The sequence below is a fragment of the Fibrobacter sp. UWH1 genome, assembly GCF_002210365.1.
Classification (GTDB): Bacteria; Fibrobacterota; Fibrobacteria; order Fibrobacterales; family Fibrobacteraceae; genus Fibrobacter.
Map to the genome: position 1 here is coordinate 76683 of NZ_MWQG01000010.1, position 20756 is coordinate 97438.

Below are 20756 nucleotides of genomic sequence, written 5' to 3' on the forward strand. Positions count from 1 at the left end.
TCAAGATCAAAATATACTGCGATAGGATAAACAGATTTCATGGGAAGGTCCTTGTCTATAATCTCATAGAATAAACTATGCAACTGTAACTTGGCCGTTCATTAGGAGCGGGAGGAGTTTGCCGCGGAGGGTGGTAAGGCGAGAATTCTCGCTGTTATTTTTTTCAATTTGTTTAAGTTGAGGTTCAATAGCTGCAGTAAATTTGTCCATCATTTTTTTGACGGAATTAGGACCTGAAGCTTTTTTATAGAGCGAACGTTAAAACTCATAAAGAACGAACCCTGATCAAGATTATTCAAAATTTGTTCTTGCATATACAGGCTTTTGAAGAAACATCTTAAATACCATGGATTTACATTTTTGGGGCGAACTGCTGTAATATTTCTACCTATTGCGCACGACACGCCTTCGGGGACCATGCCCATATCTCCAGCGCGCCCTGCATTGGTAAATAAGAAATCATTTTCTTTAACGCAAATGCGACTTGTCCATTCTTTAAAATCTTGATTTGAAATATAATACTTCTCAGAAAGATCTATATATCCTTCCTTGGTAATATTTTCCAATGCAAGTAAGTACGAATCTTCATTTTCAAAGCAATAATCGGGCTTCTTACTATGGAGACAATCGACAACATCACAAAGATTATTTATGTCAACAACTATCCAACCTTCGGGGATTTCGCGGTTGAGGGTGGGGTTGTGGGTCATGGGGCCGCCGGAGGTTTTGTAGGGGCGGCCGTTTTCGTCGGGGAAGTCGAATTGTACGAACCAGTAGTCGTATAGGCGTTTTGCCATGGCTTCGAGTTTCTGGTTCATCTTTTTGTTCAGGGCGATTTTGTCGTCAAGTGCGGAGAGGGCTGCAGCGATTTTCTTTTGTTCAGACATAGCCACACAAGGAATTTCATAACTAGGCATTTCGTCAACAGAAATTCTATTAACGGTACTCCCTTTAATTGTATGACTTTTTATAAAATTAGTCCACTGAGGCGATTGAAAAAAATAGTAAAGCCATTTATAATCAACCCTATCATCAATAATTCGGACTAAGCCTAGCCTACGACCTAGGCATCCATAGAAATCTTCAGGAATAATGGCATATCTTCCCAAAGTTGCCTCGTAAGAAAAGACGATATCTTTATGTTGAGGCACAACCCTCTTCGTCCATATCTTATAATCGTTCTCGGACAAATATGCGAATTCACTTGGATTGATTTTGCAATCTTCCGTAATGGCGTCAACCCCTAAGTAAATTGGGCCAGACTCTGTTTTCCTAGGAGTTGCATGAGGTCCATCAAATATTTTTGCAATATCACCGAGTCTGTATTTCGTCATTTCCATGTTTAATCCGTGTTCTAGATTCTTCACTACACTTCGTTCCGTTCAGAATGACAGGGAGGGGAATCACTTTCTTCCCAAAATTCTTTCCGAACGAACTTCCTTATAGGCGTTTTCTACTCGTTTTTCGAAACTTCCCTCAGTAATCGGAAATGGATTATTATGAGCCCTTCGCTCAGCCTCTTTCCAATCCAGTTGCTCCTGGCGTTCTTCAAGAATTCTCTCTTGCTTTCGCTTTTGTTCCATTTGTTCTTCGAACTCCTGTTGCTTTTTGGCATTGAGCTTGGATACCCTAATAGAATAAATAGCCAAAATAAGAGAAATGAGACCTACTACTAAACTTGCAATTTCCATTTTACTAATCCTAGATTCTTCACTACACTTCGTTCCGCTCAGAATGACTCTGCCTCGCACCATTTCGTCGCTTTATCGCCGTTTTCAAAATTTATCGCCATTTTATTGCCGTTTTATCGCCGTTTAAACTATCATTTATACTATCGTTTATTCTATCACTTAAACTATCAACTTTCTTGACCCTATAAAAATTGACTCTAAGCAGGGCTCCGATTTTCTTTTACGCAAATAAATCTTGTTCTCCCCAATTTTCAGGGAATCCCAATGACGGCAGTTGTTCCGGGCGGACCATCTTCACCACTTGCTTTAGCTTTCCTCTAAAATCATAATTCGGGGCACACACATCCAGCAATGTTGTAATAATGCAAATGGAGAAATAGATTCTATCCTGACTTGGAATCGAATCCACCCATTTGGCTGGCTTGTTTGTGGGAATCATGGGGCGCACGATAAAGCTTCTTGTAAAAAGCCTAGAGTAATGGGCGCAAATGTTCCTAACCAGGTTTAAATGCTGGAACCAGCTTACTAGAACTTTCGTTGAGGCCTTATTGAAACCGAAATACTTCGCAACTTCTGTTTTGGCATTGAGATTAGATTTCAGGTTAGAGAAGGTCTTGGAAAGTGTACCAAATGTTGTCGTTTCGAAGATCATCCACGCCGGAGGAGCAATTGAGGTGTCATACTCGCTTTCGTAATGCGTTTTGAAAACTTCACGAGAACGGCTCCAATGTTTTTGAAGTTCTACCAGGTTATCATTGAAAATTTTCTGATTATGACACAGCGATACATCTTCGTACCAACGTGGACCATGAGCAATGGAGAGTTGGTATTCCATCTGACAGCGCACAGCAATTTCAATAAAGCCGAGCGCTTCTACGATAAGATTTCGAAGAGCGGAGTCAAACAGGTAGTCATTCTTGATGTTGATCCAACTTGCCGTGGGAAGAAATTCCGAATTAGACGAGGTGTTATCCTGATACGGATAAGTATATCCTCGTAAACGGTAATAGCTAATCCTTGAAAGGACTTCTACGAGTTCATCCTTAGAAACATCTTTAAGCCCTCGGCTAATCAGTAATTGGGCCTGCTGATCCAAAGTCTGGGGAGGTTTACTATAGATTCTAAGAGACATCAAATTCCCCCTAAATAAAAAAAGAACCTCGCTGGGTGCGCATTGTGAAGAGGCGTGCAAGGTTTTCTTGCACATAATATACAATTACACAAACCAAATGTCAAGGCCTCCCTCGTTTCCATTTTACTACCCCCCGAATTTCAGGCTGACCAGTTGCTTGTTGATTTCCTCTTCCAGCTTGTGGCTTTCTTCGAACATTTTCTGGAGTTCGGCGGTGTCGGCTGCCATCTGGGCGTTGAATTCCTCTTCGGAAATATCCACGTAGTCAATCTTGATGTCGAAATACTGGCCTGCGCTTAGGCTGTAGCCCTTTTCCTTGACTTCGCTGTAACTGACTACCACGCTAAAGTCTTCGACGGCCTCGGCGTTGCGGAAGGTATTAACAATCTTTTCGATTTCGTCATCTTCCAGGCGGACTTTCTTAAGGCCGTTGGCATCCTTGTATTCCTGGCCAAGCTTACTTGCATCTACAAGGGTAATCTTGTCGTTGTCAGACTTTGCGCCGGTCTTGTCAAAGAACAGTAAGCGGCTCCAAGATGACAGTGAAACTGTCCGACACTTTTGCTGGCGTTGGCTACATTACCTTTACCCTGAAGGACAATGCCGGCGATACCTATTCCCGCAAGATCGGCGTTACCCAGAAATTGGCTGCAGTATCCGCACAGGATCCGGAACCCGGCGTAGCCACCATTGCTAAGTGTGGCGCAGGAAGTTCCAAGCAAACTGTAGAAAAAGGTGCCGCCATTGTCGACTTTTGCTACACCTGGGAAAATGCGAAAACCGTTGAAGTGACTGGACTTCCCGAAGGATTACTTGTTGACACAGACAACATAAACAAGAAAGTTTCGATTAGCGGCACAGTAAATGACGAGCCTGGTGAGTACGCATTCTTAGTCACTTCTATTGGTGGCGTAGGAGAAGCCTATGTCAAGAGTGGAATCATTACCGTGGTAGGAGAAGAACCCGATGACGATGGCGATGTCACATCCGTTGCCGCATTGAAACAAAAAGCATTCAATGTTGTCGTCCAGAACAACATCGTCCATCTTTACGGATTGCCCCGCAACGTTGCAATCAGCGTGACGGATTTAAGCGGAAAGCACCTAATGACTTCCAAGTCCATCGTTTCTGTAAACGGCTCCGCCATTGTGAACCTGAATGACTATAGCAGAGGCTCCTACCTAGTGAATATCCGCGGCCTTTCCAATAATGGTTCCCGGGTCAATAGAAGCATGCAAGTGCAGGTGAGATAGACAAGTGTAGCGAAAACAAGTTTATTGAGTTCCTTCGATGCGAACTTGTGCAATTTTTGCACAGGTTGAAGGTTCGTCAAGTTCCTCGGTTTGGTAAATATTTCGAATATGACGCAATATGGATGTTCTATCAGTCACGAACAAGTCTGCCATTTGAGCTTGAGTCAACCAAACAGTTTCATTCTTTTCACCATTATTGGCAGAAACTGCGTTACTCATTCAAGGCGGAACGCGTAATTTTTTTCTTTGCAAAAAATTCCTTCCACCAGTTCCTTGTCAATAAAAGGAAGCTTAGCCACCACGTGGTTTAACCCGCCAATGGTTTCTTGATTTTCAGTTTTTCAAAGACTTGTGCAGATAAACCATTAGCTCACTCAAGAAAATACTTCATCCAATTTTTTTTGCAAGGTTCCTTCCTTTGCAAAAGGTAACGCATCAAGTTGTCTGAAATTATGCTTCAAATCATCTGTATTATCTGCAAAACCCAAAATGAAGCTAGTTGCGATTTTATAGATGATTTCTGTGGGAGCTAAACCATAGACTTGCTTTTCAAATATATGCCTTAGACGTTCCTTGTCATCTGGGAACAGCATCTTCATTTTCTGACTCTGGTACAGCCTTTTGACAATTTCAGTAATGTAAAGTCCAGATTTCATGTAGAGATCGACAAAAGTTTTGTTCTGATCGTCAAAGCAACCTGGATTTTCCTCCTCCAGCATATCAACCATTCTTTTAACAACATCTTTGGGTGTGAAAATTTGATTGGTCTTCTGAGGCGGAATATAATCGAAAATATCTTCAACACTCTTTTCGTCAAAGTAGTCTGCAAGTTTTTTCTTTAAAGCAAGAAATTCCTTCACAGAATCATTAAAGACCACGGAGTCAAAGAGCTGTCCCTTAAATTCTTTTTCTTCTCCAGTTTCAGAGTCTATATACGCTCCCCCATCTCTCAAGAATCGAAACTGTTCTAAGGTTATGCTAGTAACCTCAGTAAAGACATTATCAGGAATATTTTGATCAAAAGTCGCCAAAGTGACGGTTTCATCACCATAGGCCATAAGGAACGAAGGAATCGTACGGGAGAATCCTCTTAAATGGTCTCTAACACCATCTTGAATAGAGTCTCGTTCGCGCTCCTTGATTTTGGTTTCCACAGTCTTGACAGTTTCTTTAATGGAATCCTGAGTAAATTCATTGATTGCTGAATCCATTTCATTTTTGAACTTGGCAAAAGCATCTTCTTGCTTTTTCTTGAATTCAGTTTCAATTTCAGCTGTTGTTTTTCCCGTCACGTTACGCTGTTGCATAGCAACAACGCGTTCTTGCTCAATAACATTTGATTCTATTTTAAATTGTCCAACAGTTTTGTCAATAATGGTATCTACTTTTGAATTAAGAGTACTTTCCACCTGTCGAGCGACTGATTTCGGCATATCCGTATCGCCATAGCTTCCTTTAGCCGTTTGAACCACATTTTGCACAACAGTATTCTTAACCAATTCCTTCAGTTTGTCATTTAATGAATCAGGTTTTTCAGATTCCTTGACTTCTGTGATTGTGTCCTCGACCTGTTTTTTAACATCGTAAAGTTTTGGACCAAAAATATCCGAAGCCACTCCAATAACATAATCATCAGTCAAGTTGACTTCACCATTTTCATCTAAGGACAAATCCTTCTTGACCTCATTAGACAATACAACGGGTGTTTTTGACTTTGGTTCTTCAACCGCTTCAAACTGATTGATTAAATCAACAACTTCCTTTGGTGCGGAAAAAATATTGCCGATGTTTTGGAACAAGAAATTGCTCATGAATCCACGACGAACAACTTCAACAGACTTAATCTTACGAGGAATGGTAAGAACTTTTTCTGCATCCAGTTCAATCAGTTCTCCATTTTCATCTTCTCCAATAACCGGGAAGAAATTCAGCAGTTCCCGAACATTATTCTTTCTTGATTCAATATCGCCCTTTCCCGAAGAAGTGTTCGGAGAAAGATCGTTTGCAAATTCTTCGAAAATAATCAGAGTTCGTGCAGGATCGAAGTCAAATACATAGGCATTTTCTTTACGCTTGTATTCGGAGCCTACATGGAAAAGACAAGGATTTTGAGCTCTAAACGCGGCCTGCATGTAAAGAGACGGAGATTTCACATTACTAAGCATTAGCACTGCTGTCCACTCAGGAATGGTAATGCCAGTAGTCAACTGACCAACAGACAAAGTGATAGTCTTTTCATGTTCAGCAATCGCCTTCTTGACCTTATCGAAAGATTTCTTATTTTCTTCGGCATCGTCAACACGTCCATCACCAGCTGCAAGGACAATTTCATAATCCTTGAATACAGGATGTTCATGAAGTTTTTTAGCCATGAGTTTTGCGCTTTCCACTCTATCCAAAAGCCAGAAAGTATGCTTAAGTTCATTGCGCAATTCTTCTGTAGAAAACGGAAATTTGGTTTGCTTGGTAAGAGCGTCTAAAAACTTATCAACCGACGAATTATGAACGAATTTTCCATTTTCAACCTTGAAAAATTCATTAAGATCAAAGGCGTATTCTTCCGTTTCACCATTTATCTCTATTCCCTGAGAAAGTTCATCACGAACAATTTCGGACATTTGGTAAGTGTAAAGATTTAAGGTCGGAAGCGTTGCATAGGGATTTTCCGTTTCAGAAGCATCATCCCAGCCATGTTTACTTTTCTGCTCATCAGCATAAGTATAGTTGAAGATTGCATCATCGGCAAACTTGTTATTTGCTAGAGCTTTAAAGGGAGTACCAGAAAGATGAAGTGTAAAATCACGTTTTATTTGATCAAATGCCACATCAGTTTTGTATGTGTCAACGCCTTCGTGAGCTTCATCTATTACAAGTAAGTCCCAGGAAGTCTTCTTGAGTTCTTCTAGTTTGTTGAATTTACCACCGAAGTAGATTGAGCCTTTCAAATCTTGCAAAGAGGCAAAATAAATAAGCCCCATCGCCTTTTTATTCTTAAGTACACGGGATTTTTTATCAAGAGCGTATTCCTTGTAAGGAATCACCAGGTTTTTATTCTTGATTCCGTCCACATCACTTACAAAGAAATAACCGGATTGGCGTCCAATAAACTTTGCATAATCTGCATACCAGCTATTTGCAATTGCAGGTCTATTCGTTACGATAAGGACATTCATCGCGCCCATACGCTTCATCAAATCATATACAGCGAGAGTCTTGCCGAATCGCGGCTTCGCATTCCAAAGGAATTCCGCCTTGTTATGAGCATTCCTGTAAGCCAAGGCCATAGAAACAGCAGACTCCTGCTCTGCACGAAGATTGTAGGGAACAATATCTTCCGTTAAATCTACGATACCTCGACTTGAACGAAATTCGTAGAACATTGAGCGGGAATCATTGGGTGAAATGAAAAACCATTCGTTTCTGTCATCTTTGCTAAAGTATTCATTCCCCAAGTCCATGGGCTGTTTAACATCTTTTTTGCGCAAGTAGGCGTGAAACAGTTTGTCATTAAAAATCACTCCAGAACCATCGTCAAAAATGGCGTTACCTTGCCACTCCACCTGGGCTTTGACTCCTGCAGTATGTGTTTGCTGATAGATGCGCTCTTCAACTGTTTGTTCTGTATAGCCAATCTTGATGTAGCCATCATGATAGGAAATACCCGGAGTGGTATAGGCGTAAATCATCGGAACAACAGGTTTTGTTGTCTTAATGTTCGGATTTTGCATAGCCATATTATTCCATCTCCTTTACATGGGTTTCAATAAAGGTTCTTTCTTCAGGAGATAATTCGTACTTGTCGTAAAGTTGCTGATCGATGTCTGCAACAGATTTTGACCAGTCAATGTCGGAATTAGAAGAGAAGTCTTGGAGAGGGACATATTTCCAAACAGGTTTTGCGTTGTTTTGTGTAACTTTCAATATTCCCAACATTACACGAGCAAACTTTGTCTTTATATACTTCAAAACCGCCAAAGCTTCATTTTCAGAATCAGTCTCTCCAATGGATATATATGTTTCTGTAAAGCCTATTTGCGGACCACATACAACAGGATTACTTAGAGTTTCACCCAAAGCCCCAGAGCCATTCGCCTTAGGTACAAGAACTTTAAATTTGAAAAGATTACTTACTTCAGTTATATAACTTTTCCGTACCCACTTAAACATCCTTTCGGCCTTAACATTACCATATATTTGAATATATTCGTTGCCATCTTCAGGTTTTGTTTTTAAAAGAATGGTAGACATGCGTTCAAAAGAACTCGGAGCAACACGACTATCTGCGGTTAATTTCATTTCTTCAGGAAGTTCAACATACGCTAAATTAGACCACTTATACAACCCTCTATTCGTCACAACGGACATAAGGCTTAATTCACCTTGTTCCGCAACTTTTGTTTTTATTGAATTAAGTTCATTATACGGGGAGTATGTTTCTATTGCACCAAAATCTTGAAAAACATCTCTATAGGTTATTGCGACACCACCTTTTATATCCGTGTTAGCAAATACATCAGAACTCTTTTGAGTGTACTCAAGGACTTTTACATGCTTATCCTTCAACATTTTTTCATTCCACTCTTTGGGAGTACCACCTGCATTAAACAAAAACCTTGCCGGAGTAATCAATTCAACCTTATTTGCTATTTGATAAGCAGCTTCATAAAAAACTGATAGACCGGGGTATCGTTAGCATTTGCTCCACGAGACTCCTGTTGGTACGGAGGATTTCCAATTGCAAAATCAAACTTCATTTTTACGACCTCCCTTTATGCTTCTATAGGTCAAAGATTTCTGCCTTGTCCAATCAAAAATTCTGCATTCTATTTCTTCGGACTGTTGTTCTTTTTCGCTAACAGCAAAGTCAAATATGCCAGTCTGCTCTTCTTCTTTAAAACTGTTCCCAAAAGGGACTGTTCCTGTGATGCCATCCATCTGCCAAAAATTCCAGACGATGATATTGGCGACTTTTCTAAGTTCAGCATCCGTCGGTTCACGATTCCATCGATTTTTCATATAGTCCACAAAGGTCACCAGTAGGTTAATGCGTGCTATAAGCAAGTTGTCGCCTTGATATTCGTATCCATAAACGCTCTGGAATGCCCTATAAGTCCATTTGAGCCAATCTTCTTCATTGTCCGTATTTTCGTTGACGACTCGCAATTTGCGATCGAGAATTCCTATACGCTTATTTATGGGGATAATTTCTGCAGTAGTGGTGTCGTAACGGGACGCAATGTAGGGAGCTTCTCCGCAGGTGATTTCAATGCGTTTAGAGTCCACATACTTTTGCCAGTCGCCTTCATTTGCAAATTTCACTTTTGTCGTTGTGGGCTTCCAAGATTGGCCATCTTCTACATTGAACACATTCTCACGACCAAACCACTCTGCATCACAATGGTTGTTCATCTTATTGCAAATCCAGGACGGAGTGAACACTTCCGCTTTTGCGCGAGTTCTTTCGGCTTGCGTTTCTAGAGATTTTGCAACTCTGGGTTGAATTAGATCTGATCCTAAGAACCTTAGCATAGCTTCGGTAATCTGTTCCGCACTCCCATAAACAAATCCACTTTTAGTGGTGATTGTTGAAGCGAATACGATATTTCTTCCCGTTGTCTTATCTTTGACAAGGGACTTTAGCACGACAGAAACGGGATAGTTATTTATATCAATAAGCTTCTTCATTTGACTCCGCATCACCCCGTTTACGGAGATTTGAAGAAGTCAAAGAATTCAGCTAACAAAAAAAGGCGTGGAGTCGCTGAAGCTATTACCGCATTCCTGGGCTCGCCAAAGCCTTCGTAGTCAATAACAGCAAACGACCCACGCCCCAATTGGGACGTGAGCAGTTTACCCTATTCTCACTACTTTTGAAATTTGGCGATTCAGGAATGGAGACTAGAGCAAATAACTCAATAAAACGGGCGCTCAACCCACGCACCGCAGGCTCGAGGGCCATTGGTCGCAGAAGGAGCTATGTATAGAGGAATATAGGTATTTTTTGAAAAAACGAAGCGAGATTTTTAAGCGTACTAGGCCATTTTTTTGCAAATTATTTCTCTGTTCACAGTTCCTGTTTCCGTTCGAATTCTTCACGAACCTGCTTTACCTCCGCAATCAACCGCTCCTTACTCGGCATGTAAAGTTTGAATTCGCTGGCAAGGATTGTCTCGTTGTCTTCGGGGAGCGTCATCTTTACGACGGTATCGTTCTTTTCGGCACAAAGAAGAATGCCGATAGTCTTGCGTTCGTCGGGCAATTTTTCCACACGGTCAAAATAATTCACGTACATCTGCAACTGTCCCAAATCCTGGTGCGTCACTTTTTCGGTCTTGATTTCAACAACCACAAAGCAGCGCAACAAACGATTATAAAGAACCAAGTCTACAAAGAACTCGTCGTCTTCAAGAAGAATCCTTCTTTGCCTTGCGATAAAGGCAAAGCCGTTGCCAAGCTCCAGCAAAAAGCGCTGCAAATGATTGATAATCGCGGTTTCAAGATCGCGTTCGTAATATTCGGGATTACGTTCCAAGCCCAAGAATTCCAAGACCATCGGGTCCTTAATGACCTCCTGGGGAGTCTCGGGAATCCTTTGCTTGCGGGCTACCGCCAGAACCTTTTCCTTGTCGGAGCTCATAAGAAGGCGCTCATAAAGCTGGGAATGAATTTGACGTTCAAGTTCGCGACTAGTCCATGCGTTATTCACTGTTTCCAATTCGTAATATTCACGCTTGTCGGGATCGTCAATAGCAATCAAGTCCCTATATTGAGTCCAATTCAATTGTGAACGCACTGCGTTCACAATTGGGTAAAGCGTGTAAAATTTACGGCAAAACGCCAGTTGTCGATAAGAAAAACCGCTTCCGTACTCCGGTTCCAGTTCCTTGGAAAGATTTTTCAGGAGGAACGAGCCGTAATCAGCCCGTTTTTTACCTTTCTGCTCTTCTACCTGAATACGACGCCCGATATTCCAGTACATCTGCACTCGGCAAAAATCAACGCTACGCACCGCATTCCGACGGGACTGTTCAATAATTCCGCGAATATCAGTTACAAAAATTTTGTTGAGGGGTTCAATTTCTTTTTTAGCCATACAGCCTCCTTCGTTCATTTCTTGTTACCAGAGGCGTCTTTGAATACGGCAAGCAGAATCCGCAAAGCCATATAACAAAAAGACGCACTTCTCCATTCGATAGAGAAGCGCGTCGGGCAGTAATGTAGGTGATTTTTAGAAAGTTGGCAAGGTGCTTGCGAAAATTTTACAAACTACAGAGCAAACTTTCTTCAGGCTTCCGCATGGTTACATTTCCCCTCTTTTATCTAGTTCTTCATCATGGATTCTGGCAGGAACCCTTGCTGATACAGCGTATAGATCAGGCTCACCATCAGCGGGCTTCCTGCGAATTTCAGGTAGTATTTTCGGGCACCCTCGGATACGGGGGCTATAAGGCCAGCATCCAGCATGGCGCGGATGTTTCTGGACCTCGCAAAAGTATTTGCCCACACGCAAGCCAAGTCTGAAGCCTGGAAGATTGGTTTTTCGAGAGCAACTTGCAGCGCTAAAAGCGTATCCTTGTCGATGATTCCCTTGCGCGACGCATCCCGAAGAACAGGCTCCAGAATATTTTGCCTAACGTAGTTTACGTCTGTCAGTTTTTCGGTTTTTTGCAATTCGTCTAGCAGCCCCTGCAGCACAAACTGGCACCACTGTACCTGCGCCTCGTTGTTCTTGGAGTCAGCAACCTTCAACATTTCGTAGTACTTGGAGCAGAACACCGCCGTAGGGTTAAACAGCCTAGACTGGTGAACATCGAAAAGTCGCACAATCATGGCGTAGGTCAAGAGCCTTGCCGTTCTTCCGTTGCCGTTGCGGAACGGATGAATCCAGACAAACTGATGATGGGCTACGGAAACCTTCAGCAGATCATATTGCTGTTCGCAATCCCTATTGATGAACTTTACAAGTTCGCGCATCAGCGCCGGAACATCGTCGGCATCGGGAGGCTCATGATTCGACCCCGCAATGGAAATGGAAACGTCGCGGTAGCTGCCTGCGTTGGGGTCGCCTTCGTGAACCAGCCCCTCTACGGCCATTTTTTGCAAAAAGATTAGCAAACAATTGCACTAAAACAAGTCTTACAATTGCGAGATTCAATAAATTTTATCAAATTTCGCCAATTTTTTTATTTTCTTCAACAAGTTCATTAAGTTTTTGAATACTCAATTGAAGGTTTAAATGTGTTCCATCACTATTTTCGCCTTTGATGGTTTGGTAAAGGGTACAAAGACTGATGGACGTTTTGTTGTTGATTAAGCCCGAATTCGCAAATAAGATTTTTGACTTTGCTATTCAGGTCGGAAGCGTTAAGCGATTCAAGAAGGCGAAAACATTGCAGGATTACAACATAAAATTTGCGCCGCAATCTTACGTCTATATTGAGAATTAAGATATTGGTGCACCTTTAGGCTCCAGCGAAGAAATCGAAAAGTTTTGGAGCAAAATTCCAGACGATGAGGTTTTCTCTACAGAATTCCACTCTCATAACAAAAATTTTTTCAAAATCAACGCAAATAAGGTATTTTACCATTTGTTATGGGATTGGATTATGGCAGCAAGTAAAGTAGTTGAGCATCTTCTTGAATACGATGATTACCGCAAATTTCTTCAGGATTACTTCGAAGAACAGAAGATTTTAAGTGCGGCATTTTCTCATCGTTTCTTTGCAGCAAAAGCGGGTTTCAAGACATCTTCCTATTGCTTGAATGTCATTCGCGGCAGATTCAAGCTGACCCAAAAATCTGCAGAAAAGATTGCAGCTGCCATTGGCCTCACCGCCCTTCGTGAAGCTTACTTTCTGACCCTTGTGGAATTTAATCAGGCGGAACAAATCAACAAGAGGGACGCCGCCTGGGATCAAATCGTTCAAATCAGGCGACAGGCAGAATTTAAGCACCTGACAAATCGGGAACAGTCCTATTTTTCCAAATGGTACAACCCCATTATTCGTGAACTTGCTGTAAGTTCAAAATGGAATGGCGATTACAAGGCCCTAGCCAAAATGGTGGTGCCGCCTATAACAGCCAGCGAAGCCCGCGACGCCGTAAAGAACCTGACCGAGCTTGGACTCATCCAGAAAATTGGCGACCATTACGAGGAAACCTCCCTGATGGTAGACGCATCCGATGTATCGCCCATTGCGCTGAAGCAAATCCGTCGGGATTATATCCAGCATGCCTTGCGTGCGGTGGAATGCATTCCCCGAGATGAGCAATACGCCGCATTTACAACGCTTGCCATGAGCGAAAGTTCCTTCAACTATGTGGTTGAAGTCATGAGGGACGCCCGAAAGAAAATCATGGCCAAGATTGCCAATGACGAGAACGTTGAACGGGTTTACGAGATGATGTTCATGACATTCCCCATGAGCACAAAGATTTCGGGGGAAAAATGAGAAAATTCTACTCAACATTCGGAATTGCGATTTCCCTATCCGTCTCCATTCTCGTTTGTGCCTGCTCCGATAAAAAGAACGATGTGGCCGGCGGTATAACTGACATTGACCATTCCATGGCCTATACGGGAAAGATCCTGGACGCAAACGGCAAGGGAGTTGCTTCTGCCAGAGTGGTGGCCTATATCGACAATTCCATTTCCGTTGAAGACTCCGTAGAAACAACTTCTGACAGTACTGGAAATTACGAGCTGATTTTTGACCGAAATACCGACGCAGACACCGTTATTCTCTATGCAGAATATAACGCTCTTTGCGCCTTGATAAATGCCGCAGGTCTTGAAAATAACGATCTGCAGATTTCTGAAAGAAAAATGCTGACAGGTCGCATTGACGGCGCAAATGATGGATTCGTCCGAATCAAGGGAACCTCCATCAAGGCTGAAATTTCCGAAGATGGAACGTTCTCCATCAACAACGCGCCTGTAGGAGAAATCCTCTTGCAATATGTGGAGAATAAAGCCCCCGTGGCAGTATTCCCCGTGTCTACCGCAGGAACATCTGACACAATCGCCCTCCCTCCATTGACAGAAAAGTACCTCCCTATGGAAGGGGCCGAAACCGTTTTCGATAACGATTCCACCTTGGCGACAAGCGTCAATTATGTGGATGGAATTTCTGAAAAGGCCATCCAGCTGGAGCCGGGACAGTTTATTGAAATTGACTCCCTGGACCCTACCGATGGTGACTTCACCATTTCCCTCTGGACAAAGTGGGATGGACCCAATGGCAACCACCAGATTCTTGTAGCGCAGCGCAGTTACTGGAGCGACAGCACGTCAAAATTCCAATGGCACTTTGAAAATACTGAAGGCAAATTCTCCGTCATGAAAAGCGCCCCTGTAAGCCCTGAAGAAATCTCCTTTGGAGATTCTTCCATTGTACCTGTGGGTAAATGGACATTCCTGACGCTGGTTTCCAAGGATCATCAGGTTTCCATGTTCGTTAACGGGGAACAAGTTGGCAAAACCAATACATTCGTTCCCAATACCCTAAATCAGGCTGTTCCATTCCGTGTTGGTGGTAACGAAATCAGTACAGAAACCTGGAATGGTCTCATCGATGAAGTGCGTATAGAAAGTGTGGCTCGCAGCAAGGAATGGATTCTTAACACATTTCAAACACACTTTAACACACTGGAATAATCCAAATTATTGCATAAATAATGCAGGCATAATATCTTTAATATGGGAGTGAGCCGCTTTTGCGGTTCCCTAAGTATGGGATTTGGATTATGAAAAAAATAGTACTGGGTGCAATGCTTGTGGCAAGCACCGCCTCTTTCGCCGCAAATGGCGACGCATACACATGGCCGACATATCGTTCGGATTTGGATTACGACACAAAATCCAACCTTGGTGAAATTGCACCGCCTACTGAGTTCAACAACAATTGCTCTGGTGTTACCGGGAAAAAAGCTGGTAAATGGTGGGCAATCTACTGGGGCAAAGATCGTGATTCCAGAATCACCGACGTGACCATCGATAGCATCCTGAAGAAATACGATACGGATTTCACCTATCTTTACGACACCTTGGGATGGGCACCCGACGCTCAAGCACAGGAAGGCAAATACAGCGCTATTTACTATTACGGTTCCGGCACATGCGCTGGCGGCGCAAAGGAAGACACCACCGGCGGCTGGCAAACATACGTGGCGGGCTATACGGCAGTAGCCGCCTCCTTCTACCCTCTTTACAGTTTCAACACAAGCTGCCCCTATCGCGATCGCGTTTCCCAGATGGACGCCATGATTCATGAAGGCATTCACTCCATGACCAACGGCTACCCTGGCGCAAAACAGGCCCACTGGTTCCAGGAAGCAGGCAATACCTGGATTCAGCAGGACATGTTCTCCCATCGCGAAGGCGTTTACAGCGGTATGGGATTTTTGAATGCGGCAACCGTCATTGCGCCCTTCATGCCCATTGAATGCTACTCCGGCTGGCTTGTAGACGGCACCTTCGGAGGTCCCGGCGCACAGGGCGTTACCGGCAAGAATCAGCGTTACCTTCTGGGCGGTTCCCAGTACAGTAACATTTTCCCAACCTTTATGGGAACTTGGCTTGGCACAGGTTCTGTCCGCTGGATTTACGGAAATGCTTACGGCAAAACCACCTACCTACTTGAAACCTACGCATTGGAAAAAGGCCTTGGTCCCGATGCCACTCGCAGGCTCATTACTGAATTCCGCGCAAGGATGGCCTTGCTGGATATGAAGAAATGGTCCAACGAAATCAAGAACCTGCTGAACAACAACTTTGGCGGAACCAGTTACGAAGAGCAGTATTACTGGGATAACGGTCAGTACAGAAACACCTGGAAAATGACTCCCTACCAGACCATGACAGCAAGCGGAGAATATCTCGTTCCCGACGAGGCAACAACTCCGGGCTGGTCCGGCTCCAACGTCATTCCTCTGAAGGTTTCCTCCGGCGCAAAGCAAGTGACCGTATCCTTCTACAATGTTGGCGACAAATCCAACAACACCAACATGAATTATCTGCTTTGCTACCGCGCCACCGATGGAACCCCCGTCTATAGCGAACCCATTACTGGCGAAGGTGCAGTGACACTCCGCTTGGATAAGACCCCCTCTTCTACCAACGGCACGCAAATGGTTTTCGCAGTTGTTGTCAACACAGATTACCAATACACGGGCAATGAAAACATCCGCACCAACCATTACAATTACAAGATCAAACTTGAAGAAGGCTTGAGTGGCGCAGGTGACGCCAACACGAAATACTACAACAATTTCGTACTGGACTACGAGTGGCCTGAAATCGGTGAAAACACCTTTAGCAGTTCAAGCGAAGCAGTGTCAGGCAGTTCCTCTAGCAGTTCCTCCAACATCATCGCAGCAGACACTGTTGAATTCGAAATTTCAGCAACCGTCCAGATTAGCGAAGATTACGGAACTACAAGCGTTGAATTTGATTCTCAGAAGCTGGCAACCGCATTGGGAATTTCTGCAAATGAACTTGCAAGCGCCACATTCTTCGCCATCGATGGAAACACATTCAACACCACTTCGACCGCAAAGGCTCCGGGACACTGGTTTGACAAAAACGGACTTGTCACTGAATGGGGCGAAAACGCATACGTCTTTGCCGAATGGAATTTAACTGACGGGAAAATCGCCATTGGGCATTACCCCAATAGAGTTTCTGCAGGGGAAACCTACAAGTTTGCCCAAGGTTTTAAAACCGGAAACAAGATCGTCATCTATAGATTTACCATAAAAATCGCAAACGATTCCGAACCCGGAGAGCCTTCAGAAGGAACGACCTCCATCGCCTTCAAGAATCAAGGTCCCGCAAAGTACACATCATTAAAGAATCATCACGGAGTTCTTGAGATTCATTACACCATCAACAGACAAGACAACGTGAAGATTAGCCTTTACTCTGCCTATGGCAAACTTCTATATCAAAATATTTCTGGAGTTAAACCTGCCGGACAATACCGAGAAAAAGTTGACCTCGTTAAATCGGGTTTACCGCAAGGAACCTACATCGTGAAAGTGTCCACAGGCTCCTACCGCGAAATTCAATCCATCAACATGATTCAGTAAAGAAAAGGCCCGCGAGAAAAATCCCGCGGGTCTTTTTGTCATTGGAGCGTGGTTATGAAGTTTTATTCAGCCTGCTTCTGCCGCTTACTTTCTGCCTTACAGCCATTTTTCAGATGGCGGTACACAGCAGGGTGACCCGAAATGCTGTGAATAGAAAGCAGGTTAGAGGATTCAGAAACTGCCACGCCGGAAGTTTCCGTTTGTGCGGTAAAAAGAGAATTGATGTAACCCATGATATTCCTCGTTGTAGCTTACACTTTTAAATTTTTTAGATGTTCCGTCAGTTCCATGTTGGCGGCATAATCCACCGGGCATTCGATAATGCTGGGCACGTCCTGTTCAAAGGCTTCACGAAGGGTGGGGATAAGATCCTCCGTCCGTTCAATGCGATAGCCCTTCAGGTGCATGGATTCTGCATACTTCACGAAATCCGGATTGGTAAAGCTGATGGCGTAGCTGTCGCCATAACGTTCTTCCTGCTTCCACTTGATCAAACCATAATTGCCATCAGTAAACACAAGGGTCACAAACGGAATATGTTCGCGGTAAGCCGTTTCCAATTCCTGACTGTTCATCATGAAGCCGCCATCGCCTGTAACTGCCAGCACCTTCTTTTCGGGATTCAACAGCTTTGCAGCGATTGCACCCGGCACCGCAATTCCCATGGTGGCAAAACCGTTGGAAATAATGCAAGTGTTGGGATGGTAGCAATGGTACTGTCGAGCAATCCACATCTTATGAGCGCCCACATCCGAAAGAAGAATATCCTCTTCACCCATGACCAGGCGAATGTCATGCAGCACTTTCTGAGGTTTGGGCGGGAAGCTTTTATCCAAGTCATAACGGGCATGATCCGCAGCCATTTTCTCACGAATGTACAAGGCCCATTCCGGATCCTTTGTGCTGGGGCAAAGACAGCGAAGCGCTTCCAGAGAAGCAGAAATATTTCCAATAACTTCTACTTCGGGCTGATAGAATTTATTGATGTGGTTGGGCGTTTCATCAATATGGATAATTCGCTTATCGCCCTTAGTGTTCCATTTGGCGGGAGCATATTCCACAACATCGTAACCGATGGCGATTACCAAGTCAGACTGTTCCAGAATATAGTTCTGGTAATCCTTCTGAGGAATACCGATACACCACATGGAATATGTATTGTCGCAAGGGATAACACCCTTAGCCATCATGGTGCTCACCACCGGAATCTTCGCAGCCGAAGCAAAAGCTGTCAATGCATCAGATGCGTTATTTCGCACTGCAGAATGCCCCGCCAAAATTACGGGACGCTTGGCGCTTGCAATGGCAGCAGCGGCCGCCTTGATTGCAGTGTCGCTGGCGTACTCGATATTTTCACGATGGTGTTTCAGCGGAGTCTGAGCCACTTCTCCCGCCACTTCCATAGCAGCAATATTGCAAGGCAAGTCAATGTGGCAGGCACCCGGCTTTTCCATCTCGGCGTACTTAAATGCAATGCGGACAATTTCATTCACCGTATCCGGACGAACCACCTGTTTACTGCGCTTGGTAATAGGCGTAAACATGTTCACCAAATCCAAATACTGGTGGCTTGTCAAATGCATACGTTCCGTACCCACCTGACCCGTAATGGCAATGAGCGGAGCACCATCGGAATTGGCATCGGCCACACCGGTCACCAAGTTGGTAGCCCCGGGGCCCAGGGTAGAAAGGCAGACGCCGGCCTTACCTGTCAAACGACCATAAACATCCGCCATAAAGGCCGCACCCTGTTCGTGACGAACCGTAATAAAACGAATGGAAGAATTCTTGATGGCCTCCATCAATTCCAAGGTTTCTTCACCGGGAATTCCAAAAATATACTTGACGCCCTCACTTTCCAAGGACTTGATCAAAACTTCTGCGGTATTCATAAGGGAGTGGTTAGTGGTTAGTGATTAGTGGTTAGGGACGCAGAAGATGTACTTCTGTTGCGATTCCAAACCACCTCCATAGTTTTCTGTTGGAACATCCGCAAAAAGCGTGCCATAGCGGATAAAAAACGTCAAATTTATTCGAATCGGCCGCCTTTTACAGGAAATGAAATAAAAATGTAAATCCTAGGGCTTCTTAAACGAAGAAACCATATTTATTCAGTAACTTTTACAAACAATTTCTGTAAAATATTCAAAAAATGTATCTACGAAATTGTTATACGAAAATTATCTAAAACTACACTCTAGATTCTTTCCTTCGCAATGTTTTAAAAACCTTTAATTCACTGGGTTAGAATGGCAAACCAGTCCTGTAATTAAAACTTTGGCACGGCTTTTGCACCTGACAGGGCGAAACCAACAAGGAGACCCCTATGAATATCGCACGCAAGTTCCTATCCACTATTGCAGCTAGTGCTGTAGTCCTGGGCGCATTTGGCCTCATGGGTTGCAACGAAGAAAAGGCTGCAGAATCCGCAACCGTAAAGGTGGGCTTGCTTCACTCTCTGACCGGCCCTATGGCCATCAGCGAAAAGTCCGTCCGTGACGCCGAAGTTTTGGCAATCGAACAAATCAACAAGGCCGGCGGCGTTCTCGGAAAGCAGATTGTTTTTGTTGAAGAAGACGGCGCTTCCGAACCATCTACTTTTGCAACCAAGGCAGAAAAGTTGATCGACATCGAAAAGGTCGCTACCGTTTTCGGCTGCTGGACCTCATCTTCTCGCAAGGCTGTAAAGCCCATCTTTGAAGAATACAAGTCCCTGCTCTGGTATCCAGTACAGTACGAAGGCATGGAAATGTCTCCGAACATTGTCTACACCGGTGCAGCTCCTAACCAGCAGATCGTTCCGGCTATTGAATACTTGATTTCCAAGGGCTACAAGAAGTTGTTCCTGCTGGGTTCCGACTATGTGTTCCCCCGCACCGCCAACATGATCATCAACGCACAGGCTAAGGCTGCAGGCATTTCTGTAGTCGGCGAAGAATACGCAGACATGGATCAGACAGACTTCGCAGCAATCATCGCAAAGATCGAAGCCGCAAAGCCCGATGTTATCGTGAACACCTTGAACGGCACCGGCAACGTTTCCTTCTTCAAGCAGATGTCCGAAAAGAACTACTCCAGCAAGGAATACATGACCATGTCCTTCTCCATTGCTGAAGAAGAAGTGGCAACCATCGGCCCCGCCATCTTGAAGGGTCATCTGGTTTCCTGGAACTACTACCAGACCACCTCCACTCCTGAAAACACTGCATTCGTTGCTGCTTACAAGGAAAAGTTCGGTGCAAACCGCGTAACCTCCGACCCGGCAGAAGCTGCTTATGACGCAGTTTATCTGTGGGCAGAAGCTGTGAAGGCAGCAAAGAGCTTTGAAGTGGATGCAGTTCTTGCAGCAATCAAGTCCGGTTCCATTTCTTACAAGGCTCCGGAAGGCGTTGTGGCTATCGACGGCAAGAGCCAGCACCTTGCAAAGCCTGTCCGCGTGGGTGAAGTTTCCGAAGATGGTCTCATCAAGGAAGTTTACGCCACCGCAGCTCCTGTTGCACCGGATCCTTACCTGACCACCTATGATTGGGCAGTTAAGGCAGGCCTCCAGCCGCTGAACTAAAATATACCCATCCTCATAAAGACCGCAGG

The 20756-nt window shown here is 44.1% G+C and carries 15 protein-coding genes and 2 pseudogenes; 5 read left to right on the forward strand and 12 right to left on the reverse strand.

All coding sequences use genetic code 11. The features are described 5' to 3' along the window. Positions 1-209: 209 nt before the first annotated feature. From B7992_RS06495 to B7992_RS06510, 4 genes and pseudogenes are all read right to left on the reverse strand, one after another. The gene (locus B7992_RS06495) at positions 210-1367 is read right to left on the reverse strand and encodes a restriction endonuclease subunit S (RefSeq protein ID WP_141100391.1); all 1158 of its coding nucleotides are present in this window, start codon (positions 1365-1367) and stop codon (positions 210-212) included. A 36-nt stretch (positions 1368-1403) separates the two neighbouring features. Then, positions 1404-1691 (reverse strand): hypothetical protein, encoded by a 288-nt coding sequence (locus tag B7992_RS06500; RefSeq protein WP_141100392.1) that lies wholly within the window; start codon positions 1689-1691, stop codon positions 1404-1406. A gap of 220 nt (positions 1692-1911) precedes the next feature. Continuing rightward, a complete protein-coding gene (locus B7992_RS06505; protein WP_176421867.1) occupies positions 1912-2823 on the reverse strand; it encodes an Abi family protein in 912 nt (303 codons plus the stop codon). Positions 2824-2949: 126 nt separating this feature from the next. Beyond that, positions 2950-3348, reverse strand: a pseudogene (locus B7992_RS06510) (N-6 DNA methylase); the annotation flags it as partial. 11 nt (positions 3349-3359) lie between these two features. On the opposite strand from B7992_RS06510, the gene B7992_RS06515 reads away from it, so the two are divergent. Beyond that, a complete protein-coding gene (locus tag B7992_RS06515; protein ID WP_073236977.1) occupies positions 3360-4076 on the forward strand; it encodes a T9SS type A sorting domain-containing protein in 717 nt (238 codons plus the stop codon). 21 nt (positions 4077-4097) lie between these two features. On the opposite strand, the gene B7992_RS06520 is transcribed toward B7992_RS06515, so the two are convergent. The 6 genes and pseudogenes from B7992_RS06520 to B7992_RS06540 form a co-directional block, all read right to left on the reverse strand. After that, entirely contained in the window at positions 4098-4295 is a 198-nt protein-coding gene (locus B7992_RS06520) for a hypothetical protein (protein ID WP_212668374.1), read from the reverse strand. A gap of 155 nt (positions 4296-4450) precedes the next feature. Continuing rightward, complete coding sequence (locus B7992_RS06525) at positions 4451-7804, reverse strand: DEAD/DEAH box helicase family protein (protein WP_088665859.1); 3354 nt, start codon at positions 7802-7804, stop codon at positions 4451-4453. 7 nt (positions 7805-7811) lie between these two features. Next, positions 7812-8830: pseudogene (locus tag B7992_RS16935) on the reverse strand (Eco57I restriction-modification methylase domain-containing protein). Next, positions 8820-9761 (reverse strand): hypothetical protein, encoded by a 942-nt coding sequence (locus B7992_RS16945; RefSeq protein ID WP_217897580.1) that lies wholly within the window; start codon positions 9759-9761, stop codon positions 8820-8822. The pseudogene B7992_RS16935 and the gene B7992_RS16945 overlap by 11 nt, the downstream one beginning before the upstream one ends. Positions 9762-10140: 379 nt before the next feature. Next, complete coding sequence (locus B7992_RS06535; RefSeq protein WP_088665844.1) at positions 10141-11169, reverse strand: YhcG family protein; 1029 nt, start codon at positions 11167-11169, stop codon at positions 10141-10143. Positions 11170-11396: 227 nt separating this feature from the next. Further along, positions 11397-12170 carry a Fic family protein gene (locus B7992_RS06540; RefSeq protein WP_088665845.1) on the reverse strand — a complete coding sequence of 258 codons (774 nt, stop codon included), beginning with the start codon at positions 12168-12170 and terminating at the stop codon, positions 11397-11399. 512 nt (positions 12171-12682) lie between these two features. Between B7992_RS06540 and B7992_RS06545 the strand changes: the two genes are divergently transcribed. From B7992_RS06545 to B7992_RS06555, 3 genes are all read left to right on the forward strand, one after another. Then, positions 12683-13528: a TIGR02147 family protein gene (locus tag B7992_RS06545; protein WP_088665846.1), complete on the forward strand. Its 846-nt coding sequence runs from the start codon at positions 12683-12685 to the stop codon at positions 13526-13528. Beyond that, entirely contained in the window at positions 13525-14733 is a 1209-nt protein-coding gene (locus B7992_RS06550; RefSeq protein ID WP_088665847.1) for a LamG domain-containing protein, read from the forward strand. Before B7992_RS06545 ends, B7992_RS06550 begins: the two co-directional genes overlap by 4 nt. 89 nt (positions 14734-14822) lie before the next feature. Then, positions 14823-17165, forward strand: a complete 2343-nt coding sequence (locus B7992_RS06555; protein WP_088665848.1) for a DUF4859 domain-containing protein — start codon at positions 14823-14825, stop codon at positions 17163-17165. A 62-nt stretch (positions 17166-17227) separates the two neighbouring features. On the opposite strand, the gene B7992_RS16595 is transcribed toward B7992_RS06555, so the two are convergent. Both B7992_RS16595 and B7992_RS06560 read right to left on the reverse strand, forming a co-directional pair. Further along, positions 17228-17398 carry a hypothetical protein gene (locus B7992_RS16595; RefSeq protein ID WP_158236723.1) on the reverse strand — a complete coding sequence of 57 codons (171 nt, stop codon included), beginning with the start codon at positions 17396-17398 and terminating at the stop codon, positions 17228-17230. A gap of 18 nt (positions 17399-17416) precedes the next feature. After that, a complete protein-coding gene (locus B7992_RS06560) occupies positions 17417-19057 on the reverse strand; it encodes an acetolactate synthase large subunit (RefSeq protein ID WP_073160189.1) in 1641 nt (546 codons plus the stop codon). Positions 19058-19560: 503 nt separating this feature from the next. Here B7992_RS06560 and urtA point away from each other — a divergent pair. After that, positions 19561-20727, forward strand: coding sequence for an urea ABC transporter substrate-binding protein (gene urtA, locus B7992_RS06565; protein WP_346348701.1), 1167 nt, complete (start codon positions 19561-19563; stop codon positions 20725-20727). Positions 20728-20756 lie beyond the last annotated feature (29 nt).

What these genes read in the sequence shown, in the direction of transcription:
- urtA (WP_346348701.1), top strand. Translation starts at nt 19,561, where the DNA reads ATGGGTTGCAACGAAGAAAAGGCTGCAGAATCCGCAACCGTAAAGGTG.
- B7992_RS06500 (WP_141100392.1), bottom strand. Translation starts at nt 1,691, where the DNA reads ATGGAAATTGCAAGTTTAGTAGTAGGTCTCATTTCTCTTATTTTGGCT.
- B7992_RS16595 (WP_158236723.1), bottom strand. Translation starts at nt 17,398, where the DNA reads ATGGGTTACATCAATTCTCTTTTTACCGCACAAACGGAAACTTCCGGC.
- B7992_RS06545 (WP_088665846.1), top strand. Translation starts at nt 12,683, where the DNA reads ATGGCAGCAAGTAAAGTAGTTGAGCATCTTCTTGAATACGATGATTAC.
- B7992_RS06515 (WP_073236977.1), top strand. Translation starts at nt 3,360, where the DNA reads ATGACAGTGAAACTGTCCGACACTTTTGCTGGCGTTGGCTACATTACC.
- B7992_RS06520 (WP_212668374.1), bottom strand. Translation starts at nt 4,295, where the DNA reads ATGAGTAACGCAGTTTCTGCCAATAATGGTGAAAAGAATGAAACTGTT.
- B7992_RS06555 (WP_088665848.1), top strand. Translation starts at nt 14,823, where the DNA reads ATGAAAAAAATAGTACTGGGTGCAATGCTTGTGGCAAGCACCGCCTCT.
- B7992_RS06540 (WP_088665845.1), bottom strand. Translation starts at nt 12,170, where the DNA reads ATGGCCGTAGAGGGGCTGGTTCACGAAGGCGACCCCAACGCAGGCAGC.
- B7992_RS16945 (WP_217897580.1), bottom strand. Translation starts at nt 9,761, where the DNA reads ATGAAGAAGCTTATTGATATAAATAACTATCCCGTTTCTGTCGTGCTA.
- B7992_RS06505 (WP_176421867.1), bottom strand. Translation starts at nt 2,823, where the DNA reads ATGTCTCTTAGAATCTATAGTAAACCTCCCCAGACTTTGGATCAGCAG.
- B7992_RS06525 (WP_088665859.1), bottom strand. Translation starts at nt 7,804, where the DNA reads ATGCAAAATCCGAACATTAAGACAACAAAACCTGTTGTTCCGATGATT.
- B7992_RS06535 (WP_088665844.1), bottom strand. Translation starts at nt 11,169, where the DNA reads ATGGCTAAAAAAGAAATTGAACCCCTCAACAAAATTTTTGTAACTGAT.
- B7992_RS06560 (WP_073160189.1), bottom strand. Translation starts at nt 19,057, where the DNA reads ATGAATACCGCAGAAGTTTTGATCAAGTCCTTGGAAAGTGAGGGCGTC.
- B7992_RS06550 (WP_088665847.1), top strand. Translation starts at nt 13,525, where the DNA reads ATGAGAAAATTCTACTCAACATTCGGAATTGCGATTTCCCTATCCGTC.